The organism is Chryseobacterium sp. KCF3-3 (genome assembly GCF_045865955.1).
Classification (GTDB): Bacteria; Bacteroidota; Bacteroidia; order Flavobacteriales; family Weeksellaceae; genus Chryseobacterium.
In genome coordinates this window covers 3015390-3041678 of record NZ_AP035792.1, presented here as the reverse complement: position 1 = coordinate 3041678, position 26289 = coordinate 3015390, and the positions used below count along the sequence as shown (strand labels likewise).

22 protein-coding genes are annotated in these 26289 nt (G+C 35.9%); 5 read left to right on the top strand and 17 right to left on the bottom strand.

What is annotated here, in order from left to right; genetic code table 11:
* Position 1 precedes the first annotated feature (1 nt).
* From ACKTTZ_RS13755 to tssO, 14 genes are all read right to left on the bottom strand, one after another.
* Positions 2 to 2170, bottom strand: a complete 2169-nt coding sequence (locus ACKTTZ_RS13755; RefSeq protein ID WP_081906488.1) for a type VI secretion system Vgr family protein — start codon at positions 2168 to 2170, stop codon at positions 2 to 4.
* Between the two features lie 205 nt (positions 2171 to 2375).
* Positions 2376 to 2789 (bottom strand): type VI secretion system tube protein TssD, encoded by a 414-nt coding sequence (gene tssD, locus ACKTTZ_RS13750; protein ID WP_034697137.1) that lies wholly within the window; start codon positions 2787 to 2789, stop codon positions 2376 to 2378.
* A 350-nt stretch (positions 2790 to 3139) separates the two neighbouring features.
* On the bottom strand, positions 3140 to 4003 hold the full coding sequence (locus ACKTTZ_RS13745) for a lytic transglycosylase domain-containing protein (protein WP_051934436.1): 864 nt from the start codon (positions 4001 to 4003) through the stop codon (positions 3140 to 3142).
* Positions 4004 to 4066: 63 nt separating this feature from the next.
* Positions 4067 to 6562: an ATP-dependent Clp protease ATP-binding subunit gene (locus ACKTTZ_RS13740; RefSeq protein ID WP_407845821.1), complete on the bottom strand. Its 2496-nt coding sequence runs from the start codon at positions 6560 to 6562 to the stop codon at positions 4067 to 4069.
* Positions 6563 to 6819: 257 nt separating this feature from the next.
* Entirely contained in the window at positions 6820 to 7491 is a 672-nt protein-coding gene (locus ACKTTZ_RS13735) for a hypothetical protein (protein WP_407845820.1), read from the bottom strand.
* A gap of 51 nt (positions 7492 to 7542) precedes the next feature.
* Positions 7543 to 8148, bottom strand: coding sequence for a hypothetical protein (locus tag ACKTTZ_RS13730; RefSeq protein WP_407845819.1), 606 nt, complete (start codon positions 8146 to 8148; stop codon positions 7543 to 7545).
* Positions 8149 to 8254: 106 nt separating this feature from the next.
* Positions 8255 to 8887: a PepSY domain-containing protein gene (locus ACKTTZ_RS13725; protein WP_407845818.1), complete on the bottom strand. Its 633-nt coding sequence runs from the start codon at positions 8885 to 8887 to the stop codon at positions 8255 to 8257.
* Positions 8888 to 8889: 2 nt separating this feature from the next.
* Positions 8890 to 10359 carry a hypothetical protein gene (locus ACKTTZ_RS13720; RefSeq protein ID WP_407845817.1) on the bottom strand — a complete coding sequence of 490 codons (1470 nt, stop codon included), beginning with the start codon at positions 10357 to 10359 and terminating at the stop codon, positions 8890 to 8892.
* A gap of 2 nt (positions 10360 to 10361) precedes the next feature.
* Positions 10362 to 12293 (bottom strand): type VI secretion system Vgr family protein, encoded by a 1932-nt coding sequence (locus tag ACKTTZ_RS13715; protein ID WP_407845816.1) that lies wholly within the window; start codon positions 12291 to 12293, stop codon positions 10362 to 10364.
* A 171-nt stretch (positions 12294 to 12464) separates the two neighbouring features.
* A complete protein-coding gene (tssD, locus tag ACKTTZ_RS13710; protein WP_034697144.1) occupies positions 12465 to 12872 on the bottom strand; it encodes a type VI secretion system tube protein TssD in 408 nt (135 codons plus the stop codon).
* Positions 12873 to 13247: 375 nt separating this feature from the next.
* Positions 13248 to 15653 (bottom strand): type VI secretion system protein TssR domain-containing protein, encoded by a 2406-nt coding sequence (gene tssR / locus ACKTTZ_RS13705; RefSeq protein WP_034697145.1) that lies wholly within the window; start codon positions 15651 to 15653, stop codon positions 13248 to 13250.
* 47 nt (positions 15654 to 15700) lie between these two features.
* Positions 15701 to 16612, bottom strand: a complete 912-nt coding sequence (locus ACKTTZ_RS13700) for a PKD domain-containing protein (protein ID WP_034697147.1) — start codon at positions 16610 to 16612, stop codon at positions 15701 to 15703.
* Between the two features lie 49 nt (positions 16613 to 16661).
* Positions 16662 to 17186, bottom strand: a complete 525-nt coding sequence (locus ACKTTZ_RS13695) for a type VI secretion system transmembrane protein TssO (protein WP_034697149.1) — start codon at positions 17184 to 17186, stop codon at positions 16662 to 16664.
* 11 nt (positions 17187 to 17197) lie between these two features.
* Positions 17198 to 17734, bottom strand: coding sequence for a type VI secretion system TssO (gene tssO, locus ACKTTZ_RS13690; RefSeq protein WP_034697151.1), 537 nt, complete (start codon positions 17732 to 17734; stop codon positions 17198 to 17200).
* Positions 17735 to 17913: 179 nt separating this feature from the next.
* On the opposite strand from tssO, the gene ACKTTZ_RS13685 reads away from it, so the two are divergent.
* The 5 genes from ACKTTZ_RS13685 (at position 17914) to ACKTTZ_RS13665 (ending at position 22662) form a co-directional block, all read left to right on the top strand.
* Positions 17914 to 18585, top strand: coding sequence for a response regulator transcription factor (locus tag ACKTTZ_RS13685; protein WP_034697153.1), 672 nt, complete (start codon positions 17914 to 17916; stop codon positions 18583 to 18585).
* A 319-nt stretch (positions 18586 to 18904) separates the two neighbouring features.
* Positions 18905 to 19195: an HU family DNA-binding protein gene (locus ACKTTZ_RS13680; protein ID WP_002984212.1), complete on the top strand. Its 291-nt coding sequence runs from the start codon at positions 18905 to 18907 to the stop codon at positions 19193 to 19195.
* Between the two features lie 368 nt (positions 19196 to 19563).
* On the top strand, positions 19564 to 21123 hold the full coding sequence (locus ACKTTZ_RS13675; RefSeq protein WP_079240676.1) for a ribonuclease E/G: 1560 nt from the start codon (positions 19564 to 19566) through the stop codon (positions 21121 to 21123).
* 207 nt (positions 21124 to 21330) lie between these two features.
* Positions 21331 to 21798, top strand: a complete 468-nt coding sequence (locus tag ACKTTZ_RS13670) for an OsmC family protein (RefSeq protein ID WP_407845815.1) — start codon at positions 21331 to 21333, stop codon at positions 21796 to 21798.
* A gap of 213 nt (positions 21799 to 22011) precedes the next feature.
* Positions 22012 to 22662, top strand: coding sequence for a response regulator transcription factor (locus ACKTTZ_RS13665; RefSeq protein WP_253316889.1), 651 nt, complete (start codon positions 22012 to 22014; stop codon positions 22660 to 22662).
* A 301-nt stretch (positions 22663 to 22963) separates the two neighbouring features.
* Here the strand turns inward: ACKTTZ_RS13665 and ACKTTZ_RS13660 are convergent, their stop codons facing one another.
* From ACKTTZ_RS13660 to ACKTTZ_RS13650, 3 genes are read right to left on the bottom strand one after another with little or no spacing between them, the layout of a single operon-like run.
* Entirely contained in the window at positions 22964 to 24475 is a 1512-nt protein-coding gene (locus ACKTTZ_RS13660; protein WP_407845814.1) for a carboxypeptidase-like regulatory domain-containing protein, read from the bottom strand.
* 11 nt (positions 24476 to 24486) lie between these two features.
* Positions 24487 to 25851 (bottom strand): CsgG/HfaB family protein, encoded by a 1365-nt coding sequence (locus tag ACKTTZ_RS13655; protein WP_051934438.1) that lies wholly within the window; start codon positions 25849 to 25851, stop codon positions 24487 to 24489.
* A 24-nt stretch (positions 25852 to 25875) separates the two neighbouring features.
* Positions 25876 to 26286, bottom strand: coding sequence for a curli production assembly/transport component CsgF (locus ACKTTZ_RS13650; protein ID WP_034697196.1), 411 nt, complete (start codon positions 26284 to 26286; stop codon positions 25876 to 25878).
* Positions 26287 to 26289 lie beyond the last annotated feature (3 nt).

Here is a 26289-nt window from a genome sequence, read left to right as displayed (position 1 = left end):
GTTAATTGATATCTACCTGTGATCCCGTTATTTTTGTCAAACCTTTAAAATTAGCTGTTGCACCGCCTCCGCTGATGTCGATTTCATCACTTTTAATAGATACTTTTGTTCCGGTAATGATAATCTCGCTGTTTCCTACTTTAATGGTAATTTTCTGAGCTCCGGTTAAATCAATCACTCCGGCATTATCCATCGTAAATACACTCTGGTCTTTACCTACTGAGACTTTATGGGTATTGCCTACGTCTGAAATATGATCACAGCCTACTTCCAGTTTTTTATTGTTTCCAATCTTATCGGTTTTATCATTACCAACGGTTTTAGTACTATTGTTATTGGCATTATGTATTACATTTCCAGATCCGTCAAAGAACATATTGGCACCGCCCTGATCTTTAAGATTCATCGATCCGGCTCCGTTATCATACTTTAATTCTGCACCACTTCTACCGCTAAAGCTCATAACATTATTTCCGGCTCCACCTCCGGCTCCGATACTACCATGAAACATTCCTCCCATTACGAAAGGACGGTCAGGATGCTGATGTACAAAATTGACTATAACCTGATCTCCAACTTCGGGAACTGACATAAAGCCTCTATTTTTATTGACTTTATCACTGCTTCCTGCATCCGGAGACATTACACGGATAAATTCTGTACTGTCCGGCCCGTTTTGCCAGTCAAACTGTACCTGAACTCTCCCCTGATTCATAGGATCTGTATTGGAAATAACTTTTGCAAACTGAGCCTCAGCTCTTGGAGTTTCAAATTCAGGACGTGGTATGAAACCTGTGTCTGCCGCAATCGCTTCAAATTTACCATCATAGTAACCTCTTGCATCTACTTCATGGGTAACTTCTACAATCATCAGCTTGGTAAAATAGGACGTTTCATTTGTTGAAGATTTCCGCATTTCAATATCTGCTGTACATCCCGGATATAAAAACGGAACAGTAGTTGTCCCCGAAGTAATAAATACTTCTGAAGCCTTACTTCCTGCAGTTCCTTTCTGTGAGGCATCAATGTCCATAAAAGAAGTTGCTTTTATTGGGGCTACTCTCAAAGAAGGTGTGGTGAAGGTTTTTTCTGATATTTCGTAAGCTCGTCTTGCAATATCTGAGGTATGGCTGATCTTCGAACTTCCGGTGGTCAGTTTTTCATTTTTACTGCTGTTATAGCCATAAAATGTAGGATTCACGTGTTGTGCCTTCATTTTAACAGCAATATCGCTTACGCTGCTTCCATAGGTAAGCTTAACAGGTTTTTCCTGTGGTGGAAGTTTTCCAAAATGTAATACTTCACCATCATAATAAAACTGCTCACCATAGGCCTCAGCCATTCTTGCCAGATAATTATAATGGGTTTCTTCATACTGTGAACTGTAGGCCACATTTCCATGCTGGGCATCAATTCTGAAGTCGAATTTATTTTGTCCCAGTCCTTCACGGATCACCTGATCGGCAATACTGTTCAGACTAACCGGCTGCCCACCTCCAAAACTCTGAATATGCGGAGCAGCATCCAAAAGTACTGTCGGGCTAAAACCTTTAAGAACGATATTTCCAAGGCTTCCCTTTTCCTGACTAAAGCCTACTTCTGTAATGACTCCCACAAAATTACGTTCAGCACCTTTTTCTACATCTTTATATTTAAATACAACAGTAATTCTTTTTCCTAAAAAGCTTTGGGCTTCTTCAAGATTGTGATTTTCTGCATTGCCCAGAGTATCGTGAGCCAGCATCAGATTGAATTCATGATGTTTTGCTGCACTCTGGATAAGTTTGAAATGTTTAAAATGTTTGATAATTTGTCCTTCAATAACAACCTCCAGCTTTACTACACGATTGATTCCTGCAATAACACTTTGAGCAATAGCTTCAGCATTGTGTATTTTTGAAGTTGGCTGTTTCGCCCACACTTTATTATCAACAATAGAAGGATTGTTGGGTACAAAAGTCTGGTTCATAAACATATCTGCACCTTGAACAGCATTTAAACTTTGTTGTCCTGCTTTTGCTACCTTTTTTACTTTTTCATCTGCCTTATTTAATTTTCCTTCTGCTTTTTTGGTAACATTCTCAGGTAATGTATTTTTCAACTGTTGTTTGCCCGTCTTTATCTCGTTTTTCGGGTTTGCTACTTTAATTTTTTTATCATCCTGAAACATAGCGTTTTGTATTTATGTTAAATCGTAAATAAACTGCTGATACTTACAGCATAGAAAATATGAGATTGATGAATCACTTGTGCTTCTATCATTTTCTTTTGAAAAATGATTTTTGAAATTCTTTTAAACGGAAAAACAGAACAGTATACCCGAATGAGCGTACTGTTCTGTACCAATTTTATTTTTACTAAGATGATGAATAGGCTTATTTACCTGCTGAAGGCCATAGCCCAGCGAATTGAGCAGTACCGTAGTCAATGGTTTCAGCGCTGATTACGAAGCTGATCAGCATACTGTTGCTGTCTATTGCGTCGAAATCTACTTCGTGTTGGATTACGTATCCGTTCTCCCATTTCAAAGTAATCAGTGTTCCCTCTTCGTGAGATTTGTTGAAAGTAACTTCCCCTACTGTTGGCTTGTACTTACCGTTTAACAAGCTTTCAAGGATGTCTGATTTTTCAGTAGCTTCTACTGTTACTTTGATCAATGCATTAGAAGGATCTGATGCTACACGTCCTGAAACGTCTGTAGATCTGGAAACGCTGTAATTCATTTTTAACAGCTTCTGTCCTTCTCCGTTGTTGAATTTTAAGATTCCTCTTGAATTTCTTTCGGCCATGATTAGTAAATTTAATCGTTATTAATATTTTGTGATGTGGTGATTGTGTTAGCAAATATAGAGGCTCTTTTTCGCTAAAAAAAACTTTTGAATATAAATCTGAAAATTTGTAGTAGTTCTACGATTTCTTGTAGTAATTCTACGACAATTGATTTAACAACTTCATTCAAAACACCATCAATAAAGGGTTTTAATTGACTGAAAATTAACAACAAAAACAATAATTATCCACATCAGTGAGAAATATTAAGATTTTATTAATAAAACATTGGCATGTTTTTAACAGATTATTCAATAAAAAAAGCAACCGTTTTATGGTTGCTTTTTTATTTTTTATTGGATATTATATTTTATTGTTGGGTCTTTCCGCCTTCTTTGATGGAACGAACCAATATTTTATTTTTCCTCAGAAGAAAATCGGGCATTAGATCTACAGGAAGATAGAAAGGGCTTTCTCCTTTTTTCTGGAGCTCTTCCACAATTCCCGGATTCCAGGCAAGGATTTTATCTACTTCTACGTTCAATTCAGCAGCAACAATGTTCAGATTGAATCCGGCATTGATTTCTGTTTCTGAAAGCGCTGCAGCAGTTTCTTTACGATCTCCCTCAAAGAAAATCTTGTTGAGCCTTGCAGAATTATAATTGTTCAATACACTCTGAAGTTCTCCTGTGGCATAGCATGCATTAAGATATTTCTTTACATGATTAATGGTTTCTCCCGGAAGGTATTTATAAAACACATGGTATTGAGTAGAACCAGCAGCTTCCATTGCTTTGGCAATATTTCCTTCACCACAGTTATAGGCTGCTACCACAGTCACCCAATTATTATACTTTTTATAAAGATTACTTAAGGAGATAGTAGCGGTTTTAGTACTTTTATAAATGTCTGTACGTCCCTGTTCTGTAAGTCCGTACTGGTTGGCATGTGCAGTCATAAACTGCCAGATCCCTACTGCTCCGGCGCCTGATGTAATATTTCTGTCAAAATGGGACTCAATCAGGGCGAGATTTCTCAAATGCTTGGGAAGACCTTTCTGAAGGAGTAATTGTTCAATAAATTCTACAAGATCCTTATTGGCATTAATGATACCTTTATACTTTTTCACACTGCTTTCCGAAGTATCGGAAGCGGCAAGAAACTGTCCGTTGATCATGATAACGGATCCTAATAATAGAAAACCTGTAAAGATATTTCTGACAATTGTTTTCATTTTAATTTTATTTATAAGCTAAAAGGCAAAAGTGGATAGCAAATCTGCCTTTTTACTTTATATTTAATCTACTTTCCAGCTTAATTTATCTTCGTCTTTATTCCAATCTACATGAATCGTCTGGCCGGATTTCACTTCTTCTCTCACAATCATTTTGGAAATTGGTCTTGCAAGCTGAGCGCGGATGACTCCGGAGATCTGTCTTGCACCATATTTACTGCTAAATCCTCCTAATGCAAGGTTTTTCACAGCCTCGTCAGTAATTTTTAAAGCAATTCCCAATCTTGTTAATGAAGTATGAAGTGATTTCAGCTGAATATTAAAGATTCTTTCTGCAATGGATTCTGTGATCGGTGCAAAAGGAATAATCTCTGTAATTCTTGCCAGGAACTCAGGTCTGAATCGTCCGGAGTTTGACATAATCCGCATGAGTGAAGATGATTCAGGAATTTTTCCTTCTTCAAACTGTTTTACAATTTCTTCACTTCCGATATTGGAGGTAAACAGGATCAATGCATTACTGAAATCACCTTCTTTACCTAATTTATCATGAACTTTTCCTTCGTCCATAATCTGAAGGAATACATCAAAAACGGAATGGTGGGCCTTTTCAATCTCGTCAAATAACACAACGGTATAAGGCTGTTGTCTGATTTTATTAACAAGCATCCCTCCTTCTTCATATCCTACGTATCCCGGAGGCGCTCCGTATAGCAATGCTGCGGAATGTTCTTCTTTAAATTCTGACATATCAAACCGTACCATTGCTTTTTCATCGTTGAAAAGTAATTCTGCCATTGACTTAGCCAGCTCTGTTTTACCGGTTCCTGTAGGCCCCAGAAGGAAGAAGGATCCGATTGGCTGTCCTGGTTTATTCAATCCGCTTCGGTTTTCAACAATAGCATCGGAAAGGATTTTTAGTGCATGATCCTGTCCTACGACTCTGTTCAATAGAAGAGATTCCATATTAAGGAGTTTTTCTTTTTCCTGAGCCTGGATTTTCCCGATTGGAATATTGGTTTTGGCGGCCATTACGGCAGCCAGTTCGAGCCTGTCTACTTTTTCTCTTTTCTTGGCTGCATGCTGCAAAAGCTCTGCATAAGTATCTTCAATAATCTTCTGAATCTGATCTACAGGCATAGAGTTATCAATTGATGGCTGTTCGCTCAGTGAGCCCCATAAAATCGGGCTTATTTTATCTCTCAAAAGATTATAAGTCCAGATCAGTTCGTCTGCTTTATCTTTGCTGTCTGCATATTCTTCTGTTAAAATCGCATCGTAGCTTTCTTTCCAGCTATCCAGTTCTTTTTCTGATAATTCATCCAGCATTTTGATGGCAGCCATTGTTCTGTCTAATAAATCAATAGCGGCATCCGGTAATTTTTTACCTTTTGCATATCTTTTTGCCAGGCGAACACATTCCGGAAGAGCTGTTTTTTCAACTTCAATTCCGTGATGTTTTTTGTACCCTTCAAGGAGTACATCGATCATTTTAACACAGGTTTTCTCGTCCGGTTCATTCACCTTTAACACTTCAAAACGACGGTTGAAAGCCTGTTCCGGCTCTATAATTTTTCTGTATTCTTCCTGAGTGGTAGCTCCAATTACGGTAATTTCGCCTCTGGCAAGCTCAGGTTTAAGAAGATTGGCAACGTTTCCAATGCTTCCTTTAGGATCTAAAAGGGTATGAATTTCATCAATAAAAAGAATGGCTTTTTCAATTTTCTTACATTCATTGATTACTTTTTTCAGGCGGTCTTCAATTTCTCCTTTATAAGAAGTTCCGGCTAATAATGCTCCGGTATCCAGTTCTAAAAGAGTACCGTTTTTAAGCATTTCAGGAACATTTCCTTTAATAATTTCGGTAGCGAAACCTTCTACCAATGCTGTTTTTCCTACTCCCGGTTCTCCGATAATGATTACATTTGGTTTGCTTCTTCGGCAAAGAATTTCCACCAACATTCTCAGTTCTTTATCTCTACCAATAATATTTTCGATTTCTCCTTTTCTTGCCTGTGCGGTTCTATCCACACAATAGCTTTTAATGGAAGGAAAGGAAGAGTCTGAATACTCTGCACCATTTGAAAATAATGATGAGAAATTTCCGTCTTCTGCAACGGTAAACGGAGTATCTTTTCTATACAGGTTAAAGATCTCATGTTCTCTCAACGGAAGGGATTTTAACTGCTGAAGGGAGAACACCACCTGTGGTTTTACAATTGCGGTAAGAATACAGATGGGAGTAATCTCATCCAATCCTAATTTTAAACGGATATCATCAGCTTCTTCAATAAGGGTATCTATGGCGTCATCCTGCCCAACCTCATCGGGAAGGTGATTGGTTTTTGGATATTCTTCAATACGGACATCTGCCCATTCGTAGAAATAGCCTGGATCTTTATCTATACTTTTCAGGAATTCATTAAGGCCGATATCTTTATGCATTAAAGCCTGCAGAATGTGCGGGCCACCATAAGTTCCATTATAATTTTCCTTCGCTATCGACTGAGCAATGTGAAATAGTTGCTTTACTGTTTCGTTGGTTACTAGTACTCCCATTTATAATTTTCTTATATTAATATATTTGCGTTCTGTTGTGCTTACGATTTGATGATTTTAAAGTATGTTTTTCATCTCTTTTTTCAAAGAATCAAAACTTATTCTTTTTGTGCAGCTAAAATTAGCTATTTTATTCTAAACGATATAAAGATAGTTAATTCTTCAATTAGAGAAGTAGCCACTGTATTTTTTTGTTTAAAGCATGATTACGTGACTATCATTTAATGCCCAATTGTTGTTCTCTACTCCTTTTTCTTTTAAATATTCAAGAAATATAATAAAATCAGACTGAGCCACTGAAGTCCTATGTAGATATAGAACAGCATGGCTGAAGGTTCTGCCAGTTCATGAAGTTTTTCAATCAATGTGGTCTTAATAATTTCTGAGAAGTCTGCATTTTCTTGCGCTAAATTCAGTTCATCAAATTTGATCTTATTTAAGGCATAACCTAATATTTTTTTCAATATTCTGTTTTCAGAGCTGCTTCTGAATTCATTTAACAGTTTAACTTTGGCAATAGCAAAATCTGCACTGGTTCGGATTACCGCAGGCTGTTTTGCTTTAAATGTACTGATAACCTTATCTATAAACGGAGTTACAATTGTTTTAGAATGGTCCTGAAGCAGTTTACTAATGACTACAGACATTGCATATTTTGTGGCAAAAACTACTGTAAAAAATGGGGCGATAATGATCAGCAGATAAAAAATACTCGCTGAAACAGGTTGAGCAGTAATAGTGGTTATCAAAAATCCTCCAGCACCACTGTGCCCTAAAGACGGCCCTAGTTTTTCTGATAAGATATAAATTCCCAGGACGAGTACAATAATGGTTGAAATGGCTCCAATTGCGTAAATTTTCAACACATTGAGTATGAATACTGCAGATAGTTTGGACAAATATTTCAGGTGATCTGTGATTTTGTTCATTGATGTTTTAAGGTTATTTAGTTTATTTTTCTATATCTATATTCAATAGAATTATGGGTTATAAAAAGGTATTGTTTTCTTTTGAAGCTCTTTTCCTGTTTTACCATCCAAAATAATTTCTTCTATTTTGTCGCCCGCAATTTGATGAGAAATCCGCCATACTTTTTTGCCTTCAAACTCCTGTTTTAGTACTCTTGTCTGATAACCTGAATCATGATAACCTTTTGAAAGATTAATTTTATTTTTTTCGCAGTATACAATAATATCTTCAGGTTTGAATTCATAGCCTTCATCTGTATTTTCTTCTTTTGTAAACTTACCTGATTTATCAAAATGATATGATATTCCTACTGACGAGCCCATGTTAAATGAGAGTGATTTATTTTTTATGTAACCATTTTTATAATAGAATTTATCTGATTTATAAAAAGAATTCTCAAAGTAAATACTTAATGTATATCCATCTTTAGAAGCAGAAAAGATTTCTTTTCTTCCTTCCGGAGTTTCAATACATCTGTCATCATTTTTTTTCTTAGAGTTCTGTATAGTAATCTTTTCAAATTCATTACTAATTTTAGGAATCATTGTCTTTTGTAATTCCTGAGATTGAAATTGAGTAAAAAGACCCAACCCAACTAATATTATTATTTTATTCACAATATTTTTTTTATAGGTTGATTGTTTTTTCCATTGCCAATAATACAGTGTGATATACTAATGACATTCAAAATGTAATTCTCACTGTTGATTCATAACTAAAAAATCAATTGTTTATAAATTCTGACTCTCTTCTTGAAATTACTTTACCTGAAATACCATCCAAAATTATATTTTCAACACGATTTGACTTCTTTAGCCATTCTATTTCCCAAATAGGTTTTTCATTTTCTATTCTTCTTGAAATTATAGTATGAAAACCTGTACTTTGTAATACCGGACCTTTTGTAATGGGAATAACTTCTTCTTCACAGAATTTTAAAATATCTTCAAATGTATATTTGTAAGGCTTATCATTATCAACCTCTTTAATCAACTTTCCATTTTCATCAAACTCATACCAGACTCCTTTCTGGAAAGGAGCTCCCCAAGGTACATTAAACATAATACCTTTATATTTTATATTTCCATTTGGATAATATGATTTAGACAGCATAAAATAAGAACCTTTATATGATTCAGTATAATATTTACCAGAGTTTGCCATACTCATTTCAATATAATTTCCATTGGGCAGAAACTCTCTTACAACATCAGTTTCTTTTTTTGCTGATTTACTAAATTTGTCTTTATCAAACTTTTCAAATTTATTATCTATTGTAGGAGTTATCATATTTCTTTTTTGAGATTTACATGAAAAAAGTATCAATAAGCTGAATAATAAAAATATTTTTTTCATAATTATTTGGTATTTGTATTAGCTATCACCCATTGCCATTTCCAAAGATTATAACGTGTTTCGGGAATGTGATGAGAATAATCCATAATATTTTCTGTTTTAGCATATTCATAAGTAAACTGTGCTTTTGCATCGGCTTCTGAATTAGTAAAACTGTGAGGCAATGCAAAACTATGAAGAAATTCGTGAGCTGCTGTTTGATTATTTTTTGTTGGAAATAGTACCACAAACCTGCCATTACTATATCCATTGAGCGCAATTACATGATTAGAAGCATCTACAAATCCCCCGCTTTCTCCGAGATAGATAGCAATATAATGACTATCATATTTTGTTTCAGAAATTTTATTATTTTTCAACTGTGTTTTCAATTTATCGTATATATAGTTTTGAAGAGTAACAAACCCTGATGGAGCATTACCTGATGGTTGATAATAAGCAGCAATTTTACCTCCAATGACATACTTACCACCTGCTTTAAAATGGGAATCTGTAGATACATCTATAGTTTCCGTTTCTACATCTGCTTCTATCAACGCCTGGCGTAAATAATTTTCAAACAATTCTTTCTGTCCAACAGAATTACCTGTTTTTGGAGTAGCTCCAGGTGTGAGCTCAGGGGTCTTTAATTCAATAATTAAAAACTTAGTTTTTTTCCTTTTGGTAGCATGATTAGCCCAAACCTTTAATCTCCCGGCGACTTCAGAAGTTTCAATCCCCGCATTGTCTTTTTTTACTGCGATAACTTCTATAACCTGATCATTTGAAAACTCTTCCACACATTCTATGGTTACAAAATCTTTAAGATTATGTTTCCCTTTGGTTTTGGGAGAAATTTCCATCGGAGAAATTTTGAAAAACTTATTTTCTTTAAATTTTAAAGCGTCTGGTTCTTCATCTACTTCAATATTAAGGCTTAAAACAGCTTTGGTATTTTTAAAATTAGATGCAGTAAGCTGGTTTGTTTTACTATCTTTGATCTGGGAGGGGTAGAGTGATAACCAGGAACAATAATAATTTTCGAAAGTACCGTCTGCTTTTTTCTTCCACGGAATACTGTAAACCCCATATATTTGCTTAAGTTTAGAATATAAGACAGGCGCCTTTTTAAAGCTCCCATCATATTCATTGATATTTCTTTCCAATGTTGTATAAGTAGCATCCGTATATTGCTTTGCTATTATATCTTCATAATTAACATCACCAAAAGTAGAGGTCTCCCCCAATCTCATCCAGTCAAAACCATAATCTTCTCCCTGCCAGCCATTTTTACTGCGAAAGTGAACAATACATTTTGCTTTTATTTCAGGAGGAGGAGGATCGCTTGGCGTATTATGACTCACTCCTTTAGCATTACCCTTTTCAGAAATCCATTTCATGGCACGTGAAATAATACTCTCTTGAGAATACATATTATGATCTTCTTGAGAGATTTTGGTATAAGTACCTTTTACAATTCTCGTTCTGCTCATAATTAATAGGCTTTAGATCTTTCTCCGCTATTGTTCTGTACTTCCTGCTGGGCGTGTTTATTGATAGAAGCATTGGAGGTAATGTTAATTTCCTTTTCTGAAATCTCATTTCTTTCCTTCTTTGTTTCGCTATGTACATCTCCTTCAATAATTTCAGTCAGTTTTCCTGTAATAAAAGTACTCGCATTTCCAATTACTGATGTCAATTTCATCGCTCCAACAGATTCTGTGTTATTTAGTCCTATACTATCAGACTTATTCATTCCCACCGTCGTCGTCATATTCTCCCCAACATTGATATTCATATTCTTACAGTTCAGGGTCATGGTTTCAGGTGCCGTGATATTAATATTGCTTCCCGTTGTATCCAGATGAATTTCATTCCCGCTCTTATCTGTAATAATAATACTTTCGTCTTCTGTAAAAACAATTCTGTGGCCGCTTCTTGTCTGAATAGATTTCACACGGTTGTCTGCTCCTCCACCAAGACCTATTCCTCCGTGGAACATTCCTCCCATCACAAACGGTCTGTCGGGATGACTGTGCACGAAATTAACCATTACCTGATCGCCTACCTCGGGAATGGCTACATAGCCACGATTCTGAGTAATCTGATCTGTTCCTCCTGCATCAGGGCTCATTACCCTTACAAAGTGAGTGTTATCATTCATCTGCCAGTCGAATCTTACCTGAACTCTTCCCTGACCTTCCGGATCCGTGTTGGAGATAACAGTTGCGATCTGTGGCTGCGCAGCGGGTTCAGTAAATTCCGGTTGGGGCAGAAATCCTGTGTCTGCAGCAATAGATTCGAAAGTTCCGGTGTAATGACCAATTGTATCAATTTCATGAACAGCTTCTGTCACCATCACCTTTGTAAAATAGGAAGTTTCATTACTATCAGGTTTTCTCATGTGAATATCTGCAATACATCCCGGATGTAAAAAAGGAACGGTTGTAGATCCTGAAACTGAAAATACATTAACAGCCTCACTTCCTGACGTACTTCTTTGAGAATGCTCTACATCAAGATGAGTTGTTGCTTTGATAGGTGCAACCTGTAGTGCCGGAGTTTTATATATTTTATCGTTATGATTGTATGCTGTACGGGCTAAATCACCTAAATGGCCAACCGGAGTTTCTCCTGAGGTCAGTTTTTCATTTTTACTACTATTATAGCCATAATACTGAGGTTTTGTATGAACCGCTTTTAGCTCTACTTTAATATGATCAGCATTGCTTCCGTATAAAAGTTTTATAGGTTTATTCTGAGGTGGAAGTTTTCCAAAATGTAATACTTCGCCATCGTAATAGAATTGTTCGCCATAAGCTTCTGCCATTCTCGCCAGATAATTATAATGGGTTTCATTATATTGGCTGCTGTAAACGATCTGAGAATAATCATTGGTATCAATTCTTATATCAAAACGCTCTTTATCTATTCCCTGTTTAATTACTTCTTTGGCTATGATTCCCATATTAACGGGCTGTCCACCGCCAAAGCTCTGAATATGCGGAGCGCCATCCAGCAAGATCGTAGGACTGTATCCGGAAAGTACAATATTTCCCAGGCTCATTTTTTCCTGGCTGAATCCGACTTTGGTAATAATCCCAACGAAATTTCTTTCCGGGCTCTTTTCAATATCTTTGTAGGAAATGACAGCAGTAAGGCGTTTTCCCAAAAATTTATTGGCTTCTTCAAGGGTGTGGCTCTGCCTGTCTCCCAATGCATCATGTGCAAGGACAAGATTAAATTCGTGGTGGTGACTCGCTTTTTGCTTAAGAGTGAAATGTTTATAGTAATTAATAATTTTACCCTCTATAACCAGTGACAATTTAACCAGCCGGTTGATGCCTGCGTGATGATTCTCGGATATTCCATCTGCATTTTGTGATGGACGGAAGGAAGATCCTTTGGTCTTTGATTCGGTTTTCATATGCTTTGTGTTTGTGTTTGGTATTAAAGATAACAAAATTTATATAACAGACACTATATAAACATGTTATAAAATAAAGTTTTCGGGTATAGTTTTTTCATTCAGGCAAAAAAAGACCGTCTTAAATGGGACAGTCTTTTTTCTTATGAATGTTGATAATGTGTGTCAATTTTAGCTGGATGGCCATAGCCCAGCATATTGAGAAGTACCGTAGTCAATAGTCTCAGCACTGATTACGAAGCTGATCAGCATACTGTTACTGTCAATAGCATCGAAATCTACCTGATGCTGGATAACATATCCGTTTTGCCAGTTTAGGGTAATCAATGTCCCTTCTTCGTGAGATTTATTGAAAGTAATCTCTCCTACTGTTGGCTTATATTTACCGTTTAGTAAGCTTTCAAGGATATCTGACTTTTCAGTAGCTTCTACTGTAACCTTGATTAATGCGTTAGAAGGATCTGATGCTACACGTCCTGAAACGTCTGTAGATCTGGAAACGCTGTAATTCATTTTTAACAGCTTCTGTCCTTCTCCATTATTGAATTTTAAGATTCCTCTTGAATTTCTTTCGGCCATGATTAGTAAATTTAATCGTTAGTAATATTTTGTGATGTGGTGATTGTGTTAGCAAATATAGAGGCTCTTTTCCGCTAAAAAAAACTTTTGAATATAAATCTGAGAATTTGTAGTAGTTCTACGATTTCTTGTAGTAATTCTACGATAATGGATTTACACACCACAGTATAACACCCATTGAAACAGTGTTTTAAATTATATCTCTATTTTTAGATAAAAAATATTTTTACACCTTAAAGAGAAATAAAGAGAGTTTAGGGTTCAAAAATTCAAGGTTTAAGGTTTAAAATTAATTAATATATGCTGACTCATTTTTTACAGTACAAAAAAAGCAGAAGTATATACTCCTGCTTTTGATATCATAAAATGAATTTCTTAATGTTTTGTGTATTCCGGTTGTTCTGTTGGAATTCTTGATGGAGTAAAGTACTCATTAAGCCAGTAGAAAGTCTGTCCGTTCTGCTGAATCTTTACAGCCGGATTGTTTCTGTTGGCAAGCATTCTGTCCGCTAAGTTTTTGTAGTGCTGGAAATAATTTTTTACCGTCTCACTAGGAACGACTTTTGATTTTTTCCAACCTTTCAACTTATATTTAGCCATCAGTTCTTCTTCAGTAAGATCAAATCCTGTACTCATTCCGATTGCGTAAGACATTGGCAGCTCATAAAGCGCTCCTTTATCTAAGAATTTTATTGTAGGATTATATTTCTTCAACAGCTTTACATATTCTTTCACCGCTCTTGCCTGATTAAAGTCTGCACGGTCCGCCTGAGTATTTCTGTAAACTTCGGTATAGAAAGCTTTTAAGTTATCATATTCCGATTCAGAAATAAGGATTCCCTTTTCTATTCCTGGTGTAAAATCTTTCAGTTCTTTTGGAATATATCCTTTCACAAGGAATGGGCTTCCGTAGTTAATCAGCTGTGCTGCAATTCCGGCAGAAACCGGATTGGTAAGTCCTGGATACAGATATTTATATTTCAGGTCTACATCTGTTCTTCCTGCTCCTACAGAAGAATGGAAATATTCATTCAGAGATTTATCAACAGTCTGATTGTCTAAAGTAACCTGTGCAATAAGACTGTCAACAGATTTTTTCAGGAATCCCGGAGTTGTAATGTCTCCTTTTTTAGGGAAAATAACGAATCCCTGAGACATACTCTGCTTAGGATAAGCTAAAGAGAAGAATCCCTCATCACCTTCCACAAGGCTGAAATTATTCTTGGTAAGCACATCATATTGGTTGATGATCTTTTGCTTTTTAAGTTCAGCAATATTTTTAGCTGTATTGGTTACCACGTTTTCCGCCATCAATACAAAGTCATTGTAAGTATCAGATGATCTTGCACTGGTCTGGAACATGATTAACCTTGCCTGAGCCTGCGTCAAAGAGCTGATTACACTGTACATATTTCCACTTTGGTTGGCAGAAGTACCTACAGTCACTACAATATTGGTTTCATCAGGAACATTTGAAAGAAGATTTCCAGCTGCTGTAAGAGCTTCTCCTACCGGCTGATAACCATTATTGCTTGCGCAGTTCATTTCATTTGTTTTCTGATCAATAAACGAGGAAATCTTGCTGTAATCTGTACTTAAATTGGATACAGAAATATTCTCTCCGCAAGGATTATTTTTATATAAAACCACTCCATATTTAACATTACTGAAGTAAGATGGTTTTTCAAATCTAAGCTGAAGATCCTGTAATAATGATTTTACAATAGGAGCATAAGGTGCGTTGGCAGCACTTACGTCTAATGCGAAAACAATATTGATATTTTTATCTCTTTCCGTAATCTCTCTGTAACGGTCAAAATAGATGGGTTCTCCCAGTACATTGGATACAAAGTTTTTGCTGTAATCTAAAATATTGGTGAAATATTTTGTCTTTGAATCCGGAGTTGGAGCTTCTTCTAAAGGAAGATTTACCGGGAAGATATTTTCAAGAGGTGTTCTCTTGTTTACATCAGTAAGAAGAACTGCTGTTTTATTATCCGCATCTGAAGCAGATCCACCAGGATGTCCTTCATGAATTCCCAGTGTTGTATCATTAATTCCTGTGGTATTTTTTAGTTTGATAGCAGAACGCTCTCCCCAGCTGGAAATTACATTTGAGCTTACCCATCCGTAAAGTCCTTTGTTGATACTGTCCATATCAACAGACGGTTTTTTACCTACTAAAAAACGTTTATTATTTTCAGCCATCTTGTATACGTAAACGATCTGTCCGTTAGGTATTTTCACGTTGGCTGTTTCAATAAGACTTGGTGAATTAAACACCATAATAGAGTCATTTTTGTAGTATCTTTCAGCATTTCTGATAACTTCGCTGTTATTAGGAACTACTGCAACTCTTACAGGATAACCTGTTTTTTCGCTTTTTAAAGCGTTATTCCAAAGAAGGAGGTCAGATTCCTGAATCCAGCCGTAGGTTTTGACTGATTTCGAGGAAACTTTTTTCATTAAAGCATCCGGAACATATTCCGCTACTTTTACCATTCCGTCTCTATGTTTTAAAACCATTAAAGGTTCAAGGAATTTTACTTCTTTGTAAGACTTCTCATTATCTTTATCCAAATAAGCCGTATTTCTGGATCTGTCTGAAATAACAATCCATGGAACTGACTTTTTTGGATATCCGTTAACGACAGGTGAAGCATCCACCTGCCCATACTGTGAAGGCTCCGGGGTTTTCTTTGACGGCAGTTTTACCTGGCAACTCGTCAATAATACTGATAACCCTATATAATATGCTGCTAGAGGAAATTTATTTTTCATCCTATTTAATCTTTTTATGATTGGCACATCCGTAAGACCGGACGAAATTATTTGCTTTGATTAATATCGACTTTAGTTACACAGTTCTGCGTATCATCCAGGTTTACTTTTACTGTCTGGATTACCGTATTTTTGTCAAACTGAAGGCCTGCACAATACATGTAGAAGTTATTGACTTTGCTGTCGTTTACTTTTACCACAGTATTTTCATTGTTACACAGATACGTTTTCAACAGGTAATTGTAATGCATGTTGAAGCTGTTTCCGTTAGCAATCTGCTGCAGGTGATATTTAAAATCGTTATCTACTTTTGCATAAGAGTCTTCTACTGAAACTTCATCTTCTGCAAGAGCGTCATAAGCCGGAAGAATTTTGATACGGTGATAGATAGGATCCTGGCTTTGTTCTGTGTAAAGAGTCACCAGATACTCTCCAGGTTTTTTATAGGAATAGATGGTAAATTTATCCTTAGCATCTGTATTTCCAGACTCGCCGAATTTCCATGCAAACTGTTTTGCATCAGAAACAGCACGGAAAGTCACATTTTCATTTTGCATCGCCTGAGTAACCGCTTCAATAGTTGTTTTAGACTGTGCAGTATCTTTTGGTTTCTGAACGCTTCTTGCGCCTACCATTACAGGGAAAGATTTCGTGTACTTGTTGTCAACGATCAAACTTACCTGATAGTACCCTGGTTTATTATAGAAGTGAATACCACTGTTTTTATCTGAAGTTGTCCCATCCCCGAAATTCCATCTTTTGGTTTTCGCAAACTGGGTTTTATCTTCGAATAAAAGTGTGTCTCCTACCGCCAATGAAGACGGATAAACCACCCCAACAATATCATCGGCTGAGTGTATTACCTTTTTCTGCAGCCACAGAGCAACCAATGCTGCGATCAGCAAAGTTGCAATAACACCGATAATAATGTTTTTCTTGTTCTTTTGAAAATAATTCATAGTTAGTAATTGTGATGTGTTTTATTTAAAATTCCTAGTATTTATTTGCTTACTGCATTCTTGCTTTCAGATCCTGCTCGCGCTGATAGAGCTTATTCTGCTTATCTTTAAATCCGATTCTGCATTCATCTACCTGTTTCTGGAAAATTTTAATGTCTTCAGAGGTTGTTGAAATGACTTTTTTGTCATCAAAATACATTTTGTAAAATTTTGCGATCTGTGGATAGGCATCTTTGCGGATATCCACAACGTCAGTACTATTGAAATAACTGTTAAGGTCGTTTACTCCCAACTGGATATTGTTTTCGATGAAAGGCTGTGGCCCGTCGTCCGTAAGTTTGGTAATCATGGTATACGTACTGTCCATGATAGGAAGAACAACTTTCTGGTGTTGTTCAAATTCTGCTTTCTGCTCAAGATTCTGAATTCCTCTTACATCTTCATCAGAAAAAGGAGATACAAATCCTTTTAAAAAGATCACTCCCAAAAATAACATTGCAGTTACCAGCATCAGTATTAAATAAAAAAACTGATAATGCCTTTCTTTCTTAGATAATGTGATTTGTCCTTGCATATCTTTTCTTTTTATCTTCTTCTTTTACTTCCTGTGAAATTTCTTGTAGGGTCTTTTCTCAGTTCATTATTGGTTACTTTGATCTTACCCATACATTCATCAAGATCTCTTAAAACTGTTTTCTTCTGATACTCTACTTCAATAATCTTGGCTTTTAAAGTCATCATCGGTACAATCTGTTTCATCAGCACAGCATAATGTTTAAAGCTCTGCACACTGTCTTTACCCATAATGTTTTTAGCATCTCTCACATTATCCATAATACTGGTTCTGAGAAACACTTCATTCTCCACCTTATTAATGCTAAGCTGGTTCATTTTGTCGTAAATATCATCAATGTGATCCTTTAGCACGTCACTTCGAAGCATCAATTCTTTATAGGCTTCAGCTTCACGGCTAATCCCTTCGCGCTGTATATCATAACTCTTAAAGAAGAGAAATAAGCACGTAAAAGATACAACCGACAAAACGACAAATGACAGAATAAACTTCCAAATGCCCGTTCTGACGTCAGATTTGTTTAATTTTTTTTCCCTGTTAGAAGACATAATTTGCGATTTGTTTGGCCTGTGAAAATATAAAAAAAAAATTTTATGCACAATACGTAATTTCCCCAACCCTGTTTCGTGAAAACCCTGATTAAATTAATATTAATTTTCACTTTGATAAGTTTTTCATAAATTAGACCTCTAAATTTTAAATATCATTCGCCAAATCGATATTAAGAATGAGTAAAATATTATCTAATACCGTACGTTTTTCCATTGCAGACAGTGATTTTTATTTTAAAAAAATAATGATCAAAACCCTTATGGAAAATCCTTTCTATATGCTTCTGAATGATTGTAACAATGGGCATGAACTGGTAAACAGAATCTACAGAAGACAGGAAGATGTGTTCATTATTGAACTCTTCATGCCGGTATTAAGTGGAATTGAAGCCATTAAGTACATCAGAAAAAACAATACAGAAACTCCCATCATCACTTATTCCGGCACTTACCAGGAAGATATGGCCGAAATCCTTTCAAAGATTCCCAATATCTATTACTGTCAGAAAAAAAGTACCATCATAAAAGATATTATTAAAGGAAGCATTGCCTCTGAAGACTTTGATTATCAAGCATATTCTAAAGAATGGGAACAGCAACCTCTTGCCGTACAGGAATATATGGACAGGCAGAAGAAAGGACAGGAAGAGCTTTCACCAGCAGAAATACAGCTTATGAGATTCTGTTATGAAGGATTCAGTAATAAAGAAATTGCAGAAAAACTTAATCTGAGTACCAGGACTATAGACACTTACATCAACAGGCTGACAGAAAAACTGGGGTTAAAAACCAAACTTCACCTTATACGCTTCTGTGTAGAAAACGGATATTATAATTCCAGTTTATAAAAAATTTTGATTTCACTAAAAAACAATCAATTCCTCGTGATGTATGAGGACAGAGAAGAGGATCTCAAAATATCATATTCAAGATAAGAAAGTACTGTAAAGCCTGCTATAACCAGCATTTATTAAATTTTGTTCATCAAATTTTTGTACCTTTATCCGGCTGTATTATTTTATTGTTAAATAATCTTCACTGCACCTTAATATAGTGTATACATAAAAAGTCCAACTCTTTGAATAAAAATATTTTGCCACTAATTTGCTAGTATTCAATTTTTTTAACTAAATTTGCACACCTAAAATTTAAAATTAAAATAAGGAAATGACAAAGGCAGAATTGGTAAACACCATCTCAAATAAGTTGGGAACAGAAAAGAATGAAACACAGAAAGTTGTAGAAGCTTTTATGCAGGAGATCAGAACTTCTATGTATAATGGGGATAATGTTTATCTAAGAGGTTTTGGATCTTTTATCATTAAAACAAGAGCTGCTAAAACAGGAAGAAATATTTCTAAAAACACTGCAATTGAGATTCCTGCTCATAACATTCCTGCTTTCAAACCATCAAAATCTTTTGTTGAGAAAGTAAAAACTAAAGTTGCAGTAAAATAAGAACATTAACTGAATATTAACTAGTTACTAAAAAATTAAAATTATGCCAAGCGGAAAGAAAAGAAAAAGACACAAGGTTGCTACTCACAAGAGAAAGAAAAGAAGAAGAGCAAACAGACATAAGAAAAAATAATCTCTTTTTCTCGAGATTTACAATATAATAATATAGTTGGTGGATTTAAATTTTTAAAGTTCACTAACTATATTTTTGTTTGCAACTATAAGATTCCGCGGAAAACGGAGGGTTTCAAATATTATTTTAATAAACATATAATGGTTTTCATTCAAAATCATTATATTTAATAGATGAATTAATCGATAAAAAACATCCACTTCCTATAATCTTAACAATTTTATCTTATTAAAAAATGAAGAAAGAACTAATAGTTTCGCATGAAGATGATCTTACAAAGATTGCGCTGCTGGAAGACGGAAGACTATGTGAACTTCATGAGCAAGAAGACAAAAGCGATTTTATAGTTGGAGATCTGTTTATAGGAAAAGTAAAAAAACTGGCCCCCAATCTGAATGCAGCATTCGTCAATATCGGATATGACAAAGATGCATTTCTGCATTACCAGGATCTGGGACCTCAGTATCTTACGTACAGAAAGTTTTTAAAAGATACTATTTCCAAAAAACAAAGCACTTCGAGCTTAAAAAATTTCGAGATACAACCCGAAATAGACAAAAACGGAACGGTAGACAAAGTAATTGCCAAGGACGATGTGGTTCTTCTACAAATTACCAAAGAACCTATTTCTACCAAAGGCCCAAGAATTTCTACCCAGATTTCATTAACAGGACGTTTCCTGGTTTTAATTCCTTTTGACAATAAAGTTTCCATTTCCAAAAAGATCAGAAGCTTTGAAGAAAAAGAAAGATTAAGAACTCTTATCGACAGCATTAAGCCTGAAGGATTTGGAGTGATTATAAGAACGGTAGCGGAAGGAAAAAAAGTAGCCGACCTTCATAATGACATGAATCAGCTGGTTCAGAAGTGGGAAAGCACTTTCAAAAACATCCAGAGAAACAAAGTTCCGTCTAAAGTTTTAAGCGAAGAAGACAAAGCTTCAGCTATTTTAAGAGACAATTTTAATCAGGATTTCGTGAATATCATCTGCGACGATGAGCAAATGGTGAACGAAATGAAAAATTACATTGAAGTCATTGCCCCTGAAAAGAAAAATATTGTCCAGTTTTATGATTCTCATATTCCACTTCTGGAATATTACAATGTTGAAAAACAGCTTAAACAGAGCTTCGGAAAACACGTTAACATTCCGAGTTCCAAAGGAGCCTATCTTGTTATTGAACACACAGAAGCACTTCACGTAGTAGATGTCAACTCCGGAAACAATATTACTACCGGAACTGCTGTCAACAAAGAGCATGCACTGAAAGTGAACAAAATGGCTGCTACAGAAATCGCAAGACAACTTCGCCTCCGCGATATGGGAGGTATCATCGTTATCGATTTCATAGATATGCCGAATTCTGATCACAGAAGAGATCTTTACGAGCATCTGAAAGAGGAAATGAAGCGCGACAAGGCTCGCCACAAAATCCTTCCTCCTAGTAAATTTGGTTTGATTCAGATCACCAGACAAAGAAACCGTCCGGAAAAACAGATCGACACCAAAGAAGAAAACCCGAACAAAGACGGAGAAATTGTAGCTCCTATTGTTATCGTGGAAAGAATGGGTGAAACTTTAAGAAATATCCTGCAGAAAGAAAAAGGAAAAATCTACCTGCATGTACACCCATTTGTGGAAGCCTACCTTACAAAAGGCATTAAAAGTATCCAGATGAAATGGTTTATCAAATACAAAAAGTGGGTAACCATTGTTCCAAGGGATTCTTTTAAATATTTAGAATACAAAATCTACAATGCCAAAAAAGAAGAATTGATAGAATTCTCTAATTAAAAAATTTAAAACCTTCAGTTTTCTGGAGGTTTTTTTTGTTTTATATTTATTTGCAAGGATAGAATATGATTTACAATTTAAGTTTTGGCTAAAGCCAATGAATTTTATAATTTTAAAGGCGGGCTTTCTTCGTCTCCGCTCAGAATTATAGCCCACCCCTATTGAATTTTAACAACAACATCATCATTTATTATTTATCTTTAAAATATGAAAAACCACCATTACAAAATCACTATCCAATGGACAGGAAACCAGGGAACGGGAACAAGCAGTTATAGAGATTATGAAAGAAGTCATACTATTTCAGCAGAAAACAAAACTATTATTGAAGGTTCATCTGATCCGGCGTTCCGAGGTGATAAAACAAAACACAATCCGGAAGACATGCTATTATCTTCACTTTCCTCCTGTCATATGCTATGGTATCTTCATTTCTGTTCTGAAGCTGGGATCATTGTTACAGACTACACTGATGAAGCCACAGGTATCATGACAGAAACAGCCAGTGGAAGCGGTCATTTTACAGAAGTAACTTTATACCCTACAGTAACAGTTGCAGAAGAATCTATGATAGAAAAAGCGGAGCAACTTCATCATAAGGCCAACGAATTCTGCTTCATTGCCAATTCTGTTAATTTTCCGGTAAAGCATATCCCTACCACGTTAGTTAAATAGTACCACACTTCGAAATAACCTTTGAAAATAACGATGAATAATAGATTTTAACAGCAATAACTCCCAAAAACTCCACAAAAAGAGAATTATTTAATGAAAAATCAATAAAAATAACGTTTTACTACTAATAAAAACATAATAATTTTAAAATATTTAACAATTTTATTCAAAATGTGAAGTTTTTTTCCTATTTTTATATAAACAAAACAAACCATGATGAAACCAAGATTGACCATTTTTGATGAGCCCATGCTCTACACAGAGGGATTATCAAGACTGCTTACCCAAAGCAAAATTTTCAGTACCATTGATATTTGTAATTCTTTAGAAAACCTTTCCAAACATTTAAAAGAAGAACCTCCGGAAATGCTTGTAATGAGTTCCAACATGCTCATGCTTTCGGAAATCTGCAAGCTGGTGGAAAGTATTATTTCAGAACATAAAAATACCAAAATCATCATCATTGGGAGTTCATATGATGTGATTGACATCCGAAAACTCTTCAATAAAGGTATTAAAGCTTATCTGGATAAAAACTGTTCCTATGACGAGTTTGTTAAATCCATCAATGTTTTACTTCTTAATGAGATCTACATCTGTGATCATGCCAAGGAAAGAATGATCAATTTTATTAGTAGTGAACAGGGAAAACCCAATCCTCATATCAAAGAACCTCTCACCCGTCGCGAAATGGAAATCCTCAAACTCATATGTGACGGCTGCAGCAGTAAAGATATCTCTGAAAAATTATTTATCAGTATCAATACGGTAGAAACACACAGAAAAAGAATTCTTTTGAAACTCAATGCCAAAAACTCAGTCGGAATTGTAAAATATGCGATAGAGAATCATATCATCGACTGAAAGACTTCCATGAATCACTCAAAAATTCCAGGCTTATACAAAGTCTGGAATTTTTTTTACCCCTGATTTTAATGTTAGCATTTCTTCAGGGAGAATTTTTATTGTCAAATATAATCAAAGTCTATAGCATAAAAAGTGAGGCAGAGAAATCAGAGACTTAACAATGAAAAACTTATTTAATTAATTCTAAATTTATCTCTAATGGGTACAGATATGATCTCATACCTCACTTTAAAACTAAAACCTTGGACTTTAAACATTAAACTTTGAACTTTAAACATTGAACATTAAACGTTATTCCTTACTCATAATCCGGCATTTCTCCATTACTGAACAGAGTTGTTCTTGTCATATCGGTCAGCGTACTACTAAGGTCAATCACCATTACATTCCTTTGAGAAATATTGTCGTTGGAGGTATTCATGAAGATAATCTGAGCATTATTTGGTGAGAACCTAGGATCGAGATCATTCGTTCCCAGTACTTTTTCGCTTTCTGCAGAAATATCACTCACAGCATCTGTAACAAGGTTATAGATAAAGATATGTGAATCCAGCTGACGGTAATTCCCACTTCCATCCAAATATCCGGACATATCACGGGTAAAGAGAAGAAGCTGTCCGTCTACAGAGAAGTTCAAACCTCCGCTGGCACCTGCAGTACCCGACAATACCGTTTTAAGAACAGCACCATTGATGTCTATTACATAAATTTTAGTATTATATCCGTTATAATCATTGGTTTTCAATGCTATTTTACTGCCATCATAGCTCCAGTCACATTCGGAGATCAGGCTTCCGTCCGGAGTTGTATACACTAAGCTCAGCCCGCTTCCATCTTTATTAATCCTGTATAACTTATTAAAGTTGGAATAAATAAGTTCTTTACCATTTGTACTCCATGCAAAGTCCATTTCATAGTTATTAAAGCCTGCAACAGCCACTGTTGTTACTTTAAATGGATTGGAGCCATCCGGATTGGCAGTATAAAGATGGGTACTTCCACCTTCCGTACGAAGGAATGCAATAAGACCTGCATTATTATTTTTGCGCGGTCGCCAGCTGTTGTAGGAAGAACTGGTAAACTGGAAGTTATTTCCCTGGTCATCACTGGAAATAATCACAAAGTTTCCATTCTGTTTCTGAACGTAATGATACCTGTTGGCCGGAACTGTATTGGTGGTAAATTTACTGATAGAACTTAAAACTGGCTGGTGAATGCCGTCCGAAACAGACACCTGCCAGAAGTAACTTACACCAAACTTCAGATTTGAAAGCGTATAGTGGTTTGCTGTCAAATCATTAACCTGAATCACATTAGTGTCAAGATTATTTTTAATGGTCAGACTGTATCTTAATACATCTGCTGTATCGGGATCTGTTGCGCTCCAGGTTAATTCGACGCTCAAAGGTTGATTTACTGCGTTATCTATCGGACTTAGCAACTGTGGTGTAGCGGGAGGAGAATTCAATGAAGTATCATCATCCATCTCAAAAACTACCGTTATCACCTGATTTTGATTTTGTATATTGACTGACTGAAAGCTTGTGATATATCCTGAAAGTTCTGCTTTTACAGAATAATTACCTATCGGCATGGCAGCGATTTCAAATGAACCGTCTGTACCACTGAAAACCGTTTGTGTCGTAGGATTGGTAAATATCTTCACATTAGAAAGCGGCACATTGCTACCTCTTTTTACGACTTTTCCTTTTAACATTCCTGTTTGAGCCTGTTCTACAAGGTCTTCATTGCATGAAAACAGACAAAAAGCAAAGATGAATATGCTGAATATTTTAATTATAGTTTTCATAGTTCGTGTTTTTATTTGTTTCCGAAGTAAAAGTTGATTCCTATTCCAAAGCGCAAAGCCTGATCTTTTCTTTTTCCGTTTACAAGGCCTTCCCAGTCGTCTTTGAAGCCAAGGTCATATTGGGCGGAGGCTCTCAGCGAAAAATTCTTGCTGATCATATATTCCAGCCCGCCACCGAACTGTGCTTTATATTGGGGTTTATATTTTGAATACAACGCTCCTGCTCCACCATAAACAAATGGACTGAATCTGTATTTTGGAAAAAGGATGTATTCCAGATTCACTTCAGGACCATAGTAGTTTCTTTTCACAATATTTGAATTTTCAAGCGTAAAATAGCTTGCGTTCAGTTCCATATTCAGATAAGGAGTAAGGAAATATTTAAGTCCTATTTTTCCACCAACATTCATCTTAGGACCTACATAGTCATCTTTAACTTTCTGTCCTTCAACATTGGCAAATATGGATACTTTCTGTCTGTAATCCTGCGGATATCTGCCTCCAACAGCTCTGTCATTATTTTGCTCCTGCTCTCTGTTGTATTCGTTGATTAAGCTTTGATATCCTCCATTCTCATCTATTGCTTTCCCCCATATTTTATCTCTGATTCCTTCAACAATCAGGGCTTTCACAGCTTTTTCTATTGCTTCTGTTACGGCGAGCTGAACAGGTTCGTTTTGAGTCAGACCTACCTCAGCTTCCAGTAATCTTTCAGTATCAATATATCTGAAAAAACTTCCGTTAACACTGGTTGAAAGAATGGTTTTAGAAGTATAAACCGTTTTAAGAATTTCTCCGTTGAGTGTAGAGACAGCGCGGAGATAGATGGTAATTCTGTCCTGCCGGTACTGTGTGGAAGCTCCGATTCCGAAATACCTTGCTCCAAGTCCTCCGGTCAGAATATTGCTGTCGTATGAGATAACGCCGCCTTCGAGAAGAATCCCGGCGTATAAAAGAGGAGGAAGTGATTGATTGTTTTTGTCTGCATCCTTGATGTATTCCTGTCTGGTGGAACGGATGATCTGTCTTTCATTGAGAAGATTGGCTATATTTTCCCTTTCAATAGGGACAAACCAGCGGCTGTCTTCTAATGCTTTGATAAGAATGGTTGTAGTTCCCTGAGGGACTGCCGTACTCCAGTTGTTTCCATTTTCGGAAGGTTTATACTGGCCGGTCTGGTCTCTGAATTTGTAGACTCCTATTACAATCTTCTCTTTGGGAAGCGGAAGATTTTTTAATTCTGCAGTGGAAGATGTAACCTCTCCCATTGTTGGTTTTTCGGGATCCGAAGGTAAACCAAATATTGAACTACAGGCCTGCAAAATGCATAGCAGGAAGGTGCAGAAAAAGATTCTGGTATAAGTGTAGGTTGTCATGGTAAGTTTATTTTTAGTGATTACCTATTTCGGAATTACGATCTCGGACTGATCGCCATTGCTGGTATCCAAAATATTGATTAAAAGTCCCTGATTAGTATTGGTAATTTGTAGATAAAGGGAACCGAAAAGATAATTTCCGGGTTTTATGTTTCCATCACCAAACTGTTCTTCAAACAGTTTTCGTGAAAGCTCACTGAGGATCTGCCTGTTAAGACTTTCAGTAAAACTATCAAGAGAGTTCACTCGATCCAGCAAATCGCTGAAATCATTTTTTTCATCAAATGGGTTTTGTGCATTAGCAGAGCTTAAAAGCCACTGATAATTAAATGTATCTCCTCCAAAGGCTGGATTTACCGGCTTATAGACGAGCTGCTGAGCTTTTCCGTAGAAAATACCCGCAATACATGTCAAAATAATGATAAACGTTTTCATGGC